This window comes from Phytoactinopolyspora endophytica (genome assembly GCF_004138495.1).
GTDB lineage: Bacteria > Actinomycetota > Actinomycetes > Jiangellales > Jiangellaceae > Phytoactinopolyspora > Phytoactinopolyspora endophytica.
Genome location: NZ_ML142863.1, coordinates 134,995 through 142,805 on the forward strand (window position 1 = coordinate 134,995; position 7,811 = coordinate 142,805).

8 protein-coding genes are annotated in these 7,811 nt (G+C 68.4%); all 8 read right to left on the bottom strand.

Features of this window, described 5'->3' with window-relative positions; all coding sequences use genetic code 11:
• Positions 1-871: FAD-dependent oxidoreductase (locus ELR45_RS24875; RefSeq protein ID WP_165368082.1), on the bottom strand; the 871-nt coding region annotated here is incomplete at its 3' end.
• Positions 872-1,105: 234 nt separating this feature from the next.
• Complete coding sequence (locus ELR45_RS24880) at positions 1,106-1,696, bottom strand: TetR/AcrR family transcriptional regulator (protein WP_165368083.1); 591 nt, start codon at positions 1,694-1,696, stop codon at positions 1,106-1,108.
• Positions 1,697-1,756: 60 nt separating this feature from the next.
• Positions 1,757-3,043, bottom strand: coding sequence for a glycoside hydrolase domain-containing protein (locus ELR45_RS24885; protein WP_205857200.1), 1,287 nt, complete (start codon positions 3,041-3,043; stop codon positions 1,757-1,759).
• Between the two features lie 173 nt (positions 3,044-3,216).
• The gene (locus tag ELR45_RS24890; RefSeq protein ID WP_240760119.1) at positions 3,217-4,068 is read right to left on the bottom strand and encodes a sulfurtransferase; all 852 of its coding nucleotides are present in this window, start codon (positions 4,066-4,068) and stop codon (positions 3,217-3,219) included.
• A 55-nt stretch (positions 4,069-4,123) separates the two neighbouring features.
• Positions 4,124-4,888 carry a cupin domain-containing protein gene (locus ELR45_RS24895; RefSeq protein ID WP_129668740.1) on the bottom strand — a complete coding sequence of 255 codons (765 nt, stop codon included), beginning with the start codon at positions 4,886-4,888 and terminating at the stop codon, positions 4,124-4,126.
• Complete coding sequence (locus ELR45_RS24900; RefSeq protein ID WP_205857201.1) at positions 4,888-5,838, bottom strand: DUF6807 domain-containing protein; 951 nt, start codon at positions 5,836-5,838, stop codon at positions 4,888-4,890. Before ELR45_RS24900 ends, ELR45_RS24895 begins: the two co-directional genes overlap by 1 nt.
• Positions 5,835-6,935 carry a Gfo/Idh/MocA family protein gene (locus ELR45_RS24905; protein WP_129668741.1) on the bottom strand — a complete coding sequence of 367 codons (1,101 nt, stop codon included), beginning with the start codon at positions 6,933-6,935 and terminating at the stop codon, positions 5,835-5,837. Before ELR45_RS24905 ends, ELR45_RS24900 begins: the two co-directional genes overlap by 4 nt.
• Positions 6,936-6,989: 54 nt before the next feature.
• Positions 6,990-7,811, bottom strand: an 822-nt coding sequence (locus ELR45_RS38955) for an ABC transporter substrate-binding protein (RefSeq protein ID WP_205857202.1), incomplete at its 5' end; no start/stop codon positions are given.

Below are 7,811 nucleotides of genomic sequence, written 5' to 3' on the forward strand. Positions count from 1 at the left end.
TTCGCACCTCGCCCAGCGCGACCGTGCGGTCCAATTGGTCAGGATCGGGCACCACCTGTTTGAACGGCCCGGTCGGTCCGGCCTTGACCGAGTAGCCGTCCAAGCTGGGGAACGCATAGAACCCGTCATCCTCCGGCCTCAACGCGATCGGGAAACGCTCCGGCGTGTAGGCGGCGACCGGCTCGTCCACCGCATACCAGACCTGGATCGGCCTGCGCACCTGGATGGCGCCACGGAGCTGCGGTGCCAGCCGGTCGACCCAGGGCCCGCCGGCCACCACGGCGCGCTGGTAACGCAAGCGCCGCTCGCCGACCACGATGGTCACGCCGTCGGCGTCCGGTTCCAGGCGGTCGACAGGGGTGTGCGAGTGCACGACCGCGCCGAGCTCTCCGGCGCGTCGGGCGGCCGCCAGCACCGCCAGCTCAGGCTGGAGGAACCCGGCGTTGGGATCGAGGACGCCGATGTCACCGGCGCGCACACGATGCTGCGGGTATCGGGTGGCGATGTCCTTCTCGTCGAGCAGCTCATGCTCCAGTCCATGCTCCCTGATGGAGCTCAGCACGTTGACGATGTGCGGCGCGTACTCGGCGCCCAGGACAAGCTCCCCGTTCAGCGTCAGCACCCGCCGGCCTGTCTCCGCCTCGAGCCGTTGCCAGAGTGCCAGCGACGCCGCCCCGAACGAAACGTACACCGGCTCCCGCGGACTGGTGCTGCGGAACATGCGGCTCTCGCCGCCCATGGCACTGCGATCGTGTGGGACGCCGAACTGCTCGAAGCCGTGCACCGCCACGCCTCGCGCGGCCAGCCGCCACAAGGCCATGCTGCCGATCGACCCGACACCGACCACGGCTACGTCACCGTCAAAACTCACGAGACCCAACCTCTCATGTGCCCGGCGGCGATCCAGACGGGCATGCGGTCATCGGCCACCGCGCCACCAGGTTCGCGGCGGAAGGCGCATCACGCCGTCGCGCAGGCCCGATCGAGCAGTGCCGCGTAGATCGAGACGCGGGGTGAGCACACAGCGGGCGCCACGGCTGTCGATCTGCACCGCCTGTCCGGACGCCCGGACAATGCCCGGGTGGCCGTCGCACATAGGACGAGATCACAGACGAGCGAATGCGGCCTCGACAGCGCCGGGCAGATTCTGCGGGGCATCGCCGGCAGCCGCCTGGCCGGCGTAGTAACAGGCGATGCCGATCTCCGCGGCGAGAGTCGCCGTCTCCTGGTCGGAACCACGCTCGACCAGCATCTTCGTCATCGCTTCCGCATACGCGCGCTGCTTCTGCAGGCTGCGGGCGTACAACTCGGGATGCTGATCGACGAGTTGCTGGTGCAGCGTGTACATGTCCGCGTGTTCGGTCAGCGTCTCAGCGAAGAGCACCACGACGGTACGCACACAGCCGAGCGCAGCAGGGAGCGAGTCGCCGATCGGCCGGTCGACAGGCAGCTGTGACGCGACCTTCTCGACCGTCTCCGCGGCCGTGTCCCCAGCGAACACAACTTCCTGCTTGTCGCCGAAGTACCGGAAGAAGGTGCTGCGGCCCACCTCGGCCCGCTCGGCGATGTCGGTCACAGTGACCTGGTCGAAACCCTTCTCAGCGAACAGGGAGAGTGCGGCGTCGATGATGGCCTGCCGAGCGCGCTGCTGCTTGCGTTCGCGCAGTGAGCCGGCTCGCTGACTGGGCTCAGACATGCGCTCCATCCTACCGACGTGCCATGTGGTGGCGATGAATCACGCCGCCGCGGGCAGCGCTCACGGGCAGCGCGGTGTCGGCGAGCTCCAGCTGGTGTTGGATCGGTTGGACACGTAGTAGTCGCTGACCCATCGGCCGTCCGAGAGCCGGTTCCAGACCGTGGTGGTCCCGACTTTGCTCCCCGACTTTTGGCACATCACCCATGCCAGCGAGCCGCGGGGCAAAGCCGATCCGGTCTTCGAGTATGACAACCCGGGTCCAGTGCGGGTGTTCAGGGCCACCCGCGCGGTCACCTGGCCTGGATATGTGCAGCGAGGCAAGGCCGAAGAGAACCCGGTGCGGGACGGCGTCGACACGTAGTAGTCGCTGACCCACGTGCCGTTGCTCAACCGGTCCCACACCGAACTGGTGCCGACCTTCTGACCATGGCCTTGGCAGACGACCCGCAACGTGCTCCCCGGTGCGTGCGCCCGCACGACCGAGTAGGAGGTCGACGGTCCTCGCCGGGCGTTCAATGCCGTGGCACTGGTGACCTTGTAGGAGCGCGCCACAGTGGCGACCGGTGCGTTGAGAGCGTCGCTGTCGATGTTGAGCCGGACACCGCCCCACGTCTCGTCATGGTCGCCTCGGTACTGCTTGGCGCGCTGATGCACCGCCCAGTGCGAGTTCGGCACGGTCGGCCAGCCGGTGAGTGAGGTTCCGCCGTCCCACCTGGCCATCCAGACGGCGTCCGGGCGCGCGTACGTCGTCCAGTCATACGAGTTCGACAGATCGCGCAGTCCGGAGTCCTGGTGGACGTAGACGCCGGCCAGGTAGCCGGAACCGTGCAGGGTCTTGGTCCACGCGGACACGTAGCGTCGCACGGACCTCCGGCAGTCCGAGTCGGACCGGTTGTAGTGCTCGACGTCGGCGTACAGCGCGCTGCCCGGTAGCAGGCCTAACCCCTTCGCCTTGCTGACGGCGTCCTTGGCGTCCGATGTCCCGTACGAGGTCGCGTTCGACGCCGTGAAACGGTGGGGCTTGCTCGTACCGATCTTGCAGAATGGCTGGCGACCGAAGTACGTCGGAAGCAGCTTCCACCCGTTGGCTGTGGCGCCACGCACCCACGACGACGTCAGGTTCGGCTGGGTGCAGCCTCGGTTGATCCCACCGAAGTAGACGTTCACTGTGCGGTACGGCGACGCCTTCCAGGCGCGGAGCGCATCCAGGGAAGGCGCGGTGCAGGTGTCGAAGCCGCGCCCGCCGGCGCGGTTGGCCGACGATCCGGTCGGATACGTGACGGGCGTGTCCGGTTCTGCCGTCGCCGGCCCGGCCATGGCTCCGATCACGAGCGCGGCCGCGGCCACGGACGAACACAAGGCTCCCGACACGAATCGAGTCCGGCATCGCATCATCATGCACCCCCGTAGGGAAGCGACTCCTAGGATGAGTATGCGCCTGAAATCGCAGGATGACGCCGGTCCGTGCACAATACCTTCGGAACTCAGCCGGCTGTATCCATGGCCGCGTGGCGGCTAGGTCAGCCCTCGCCGGTCTCCACCGGCCGGGCAGGGTCGCGGATCCACTCCGACCACGACCCCGGATAGAGCGACGCAGCGATGCCGGCCGTAGCCAAAGCGAGCACCTCGTGCGCGGCCGTCACACCGCTGCCGCAGTACACGCCGACGGGATTGGACGGTTCCACGCCCAGGGCCGCGAACCGTCGCCGCAGCTCATCCGGTGCCCGGAAGCCGCCCTCAGGCGTGTTGTTCTCTGTCGTCGGCGCGCTGCGGGCGCGGGGGATATGGCCGGCGACGGCATCGACCGGCTCCGTCTCGCCCCGATACCGTTCGGCTGCCCGCGCGTCGAGAAGGACACCGGTCCGCGCGAGATCAGCCGCCTCGTCCGCCGAAACCGTAGGCATCGACCCCGGCACGATCACGACGTCGCCCGGTTCGGGATCAGGAACGTCCGTCGTCACCTGCCCGCCAATGGCTTTCCATGACGTAAGGCCGCCGTCCAAGACACGCGCTGCGGACATCCCACCCCACCGCAGTAGCCACCACGCCCGGGCGGCGCTCATCCCGCCCCAGTCGTCATACACGACCACGTCGGAGTCGGTCCGTACGCCGGCGTGTCGCAGGGTGGTCTCAAGGTCCGTGGCATCGGGCAGCGGGTGCCGGCCGGAGTCGGGCGTCACCGGCCCTGACAGGTCATTCTCCAGGTCGATGTAAGCAGCACCCGGCAGGTGACCTTTCGCGTACTCCCCGGCACCGTCCGGTCCGCCGAGTCGCCACCGCACATCCAGTAGAACGGGCGGACGCTCCCGCAGGAGCTCCCGAAGCTCAGCGGCCGAGATCAGCGGACTGAGTATTTCCAGTTTGGCATTCACGGTACGTCAACTATGGCACGGCACAGCACGTCATCACATCAACGCACAGACAGGCTCAGGGCACCTGCTCGTCGGTCACGGCGTTGGCCGAGTGAACATGCGGGTGCGTCACATCGTGGGTACGCAACCGCCCGCACATGCCCCATCCCGCGGTGCCACTCGGGGGAGACTCGAGGACGGCCGAGCTGTACAGGTGCCGGCCGTCGCCGCGCTCCATCGCATCGAGCACCTGAGAGGTCAACTGTGCCTCCCGGCCCACTGTGCGTTCCCAGGTCTGGCGCCAGCCCGGGACGGCGTCACGGACGATCGCCACTGCGCTGTCGTAGAGGCTCTCCAACGGCCCGCTGTCGCCCCCGTCGATGCTCCGCGCGATGCGGAGAAAGCCCTCTACGGCCATGTCGCGCCGTCGCCGCACGGCCGCGGCGAGCTCCTCGTCGGACGCATCGGAGGGCAGCGCGGCCGCGGCCCGGTACCGCACCGGATCACCGACGACCTCGGGTGGGAATGTCATGACGGCGTCGCCGGCTTCCGGGAGACCGGCGTTCTGCATCACGACGACAACCTCAAGATCGCCGCCGTTGATCGCCCGGTGGATAGTGCCTGGCGTGAACCACACCGTCGAGCCGGCTTCCAGCTGGATCTCCCGGAAGCCGGACATGTCGACAGTCTGCAGCGCGCCGCTGCCACCGACCACGACGTAGCCCTCCGTGGAAGCGGTGTGCAAGTGCGGTGTGCCACCGGCGAGCCCGTCAGCACACATGTCCCGATACACCGACAGCCGGCTCACCGAGGTGCCACCGGGAAATGCGGGCGTCACCATTAGGCCACCACCGTCGCGCGCTCGGGGACGGATACGGTCTGCAATACAGACCGCCCTTGGGCCGCCGCCTCGGTTGTCCCCTCCTCGCCCCGATCGCCGGCGGCGACCACGACGGCATACCGGAACCGGATCGTCTCCGTGTGCGGCACATGGACCTCCTCATTGAAGAACGGAGCGGGGCAGAGGCAGGCGAACTCCTCGCTGCGGGTGAACCAGAGCGGCGGATGCCGAGGGTTCGACGCGTCGTCGACCATGACGACGGTGGACCACGCTCCGGTTCCGTCGTGCTGCCCACGGAATCCCATCCAATCCGCTGTCGTCCCCCGCAGGTCGTCGCCGGCGCCCGAACCGGACGGCGACTGGACGATCCCGCCGGTGAACGACCTGGGGCCACGCCAGAAGAGCCCGCCATATCCGGCGTTCGGCCGGCCCTTGGTCGTCGGCGATCCGATATCGAGGCCCGCCCCCGAGACGTTCGTCATGGCGGTGTCGAACACGAGCGCCCATGTCCGACCGTCCAGGACCAGCGCCGTCAGCGCACGCTGCTCCTGGATGACCGGGTCGCCCTGCTGGGAGGACCAGTCGAGCCGGTGCCCGATGTGCGCCTTCTCCCCCACCGCCGACAGCGCCGTCAGATCGCGATGGACCGCGCTGCCGTTGTTCTCCAGCTGCACGTAGAAGCTGCCGTGCACGTAGGTCGGGCCGCCCCAGAAGTTGTGCTCACCGACATGCGGCAACGACCAGGCGATGCCCTTGTGCCACACGTGGTCGTGTGGCCGGAACAGCGTGACGACGTCCCCGGTCAAGGTACGCAGCGGATCCAGGTACGGCTTCGGCGACTCCAGTACCGGCGTGTCCGGCCGGTACGTGTAGGTGAGGATCTCGACGTTGCCCGCGCTCACCGTCACCGATCGATCGAGATCATGGCGGATCGTCACCGGCGACGTCACGTGCTGCTCACCTTCGCCCACGGCGCGCCGGTGCCGTCCATCCGCCGGTAGAACGGGCTCTCCGGCCCGATCTCACCTTGCCGCACCCGCTGGCCCGTGAACGCAGACGCATACAGCGCGGCTATGAACTCCATCGTGCGCCTGGCCTCGTCGAGAGCGACCGGCGGCGGTGTGCCCTCGTCGAGAGCGTCGAGGACCGCGGCAAGCTGCCGCTCATGACCGCTGGGCAGGTCACTGCGCTCAGCGACCCACCGGTCCGCCACGCCTTCGTGCCCAGGCGCCGCCGTGACTCTCCAGTCGGCGTCGGTGTAACCGTAGAGATGTTCCAGCTCGACCGTCGCGTGCTCGTAGTCGAACCGGAGCGTCGAGGTCTCCCGCGGCGAGACCACCGAGTTCACCACGGAGGCCACCGCGGCGTTGTCGAAGGTGGCCAACGCCATCGAGATGTCCTCGGTCTGCGTCTGCCGGGCGCTTCGCGCCGCCACGGCCGTGACCTCCTGCCATGGCCCGAGCACCGACAGGAGGAGGTCGAACTGGTGGATACCGTGCCCCATGGTGGGTCCACCGCCCTCGCTCTCCCAGGATCCGCGCCACGGCACCGCGAAGTAGGCGTCGTCCCTGAACCACTGGGTGTGACAGGTGGCCAGGAGCGCACGGCCGAGCTCGCCGGCACCGGCCATCCGCCGTAGCCGGATCGCCGCAGGCCCGAACCGGTGCTGGAAGACGGTGGCGACCCGGCCCGACGAGCTCTGTTCGAGGGCGATGAGCTCGTCGATCTCGGCCAGCGACAGCGCCGGAGGCTTCTCGACAAGCACGGATACCCCGGCCTTGAGGCACGCCTCGATCATCGGGGCATGCTGCTGCGGAGGAGTGCAGACGTGGACGAGCTCCACCTCCTCCTCCCGCAACAGCTCGCCAAGGCCGGCGAAGGAACGTGGCACGTCCCAGGTATCGGCGAACGCGCGAGCCCGGTCGGTGTCGAGGTCGACCACCGCCACCAGACGTGCCCGGTCATCGGTGTCGCGCACGGCGCGCGCATGAGCCGTCGCGATTCCGCCGGTTCCGACGATCGCCGTACGGTAGCTCCGTTGGGACATGTGAACTCTCGTCACTCCTCTGCCATGTGTGAACACATCGGGACCGGCACCGCCTCAGGCGGCGTCGATCTCAGCCTGCAACTCGTCGATGAACGCGGTGGCGGCCTGCTCAGGGGCGAGCTCACCGAACAGTACCTGCTCGGTGAAGCGGCCCAGGATCGCCTCGATAGCGCTTCCGCCCGGCGGGGTGACCCGGGGCGCCTCTCCGACCGTAACTTCGTCAAGATAGACCGACGCCGCCGCGTCCGTCTCCGGCAGCTCGTCGGCGATCGCCGAACGGATCTGCTCATTCGCGGGGATTCCGCGCTCGGTCAGCAGGATGCTCGCCGCCTCTTCGTTGTTGGCGAGGAAGTCCACGAAGAGCGCGGCCTCAGCCGGGTGATCCGTTCCGGACGAGATCGACCAGTACATCGAGGGCTTGTAGTAGGCACCCGGGCTCTGAGCCTCGGACTCTCCCGGGAGCTTGAGCAGTTCCAGCCCCGACCCGCTCGCCGCGGTCAGCGCGGTGAGCTGCGTATTCCACCAGGTGGCGAAGACCGATGTGTTGGTCGCGGTGCCTGACTGCTCCAGGCCGGCCGTCGACCGCTCGATCGTCACCGAGGCGGGCGGCGCGACGCCAGTGTCCGCAATCTCGGCGAGGTAGGTCCAGTAGTCGGCCAGCACATCCTCGGGGATGGCGACGTTGCCCTCCTCGTCATACAGCGAGGCACCCGCCTGGCGGGCCCAGATGTTCACGCCGCCGGCGTCGAACCCCCACGACTGCACGCCGGTGACCGAGCCACCGCTGGCCTCCGAGACCTCCGCGCCGACCTCCTCCAGGTCCTCCCAGGACCACGTCTCGTCGTCGGGCATCTCGACCCCGTACTCGTCGAGGAG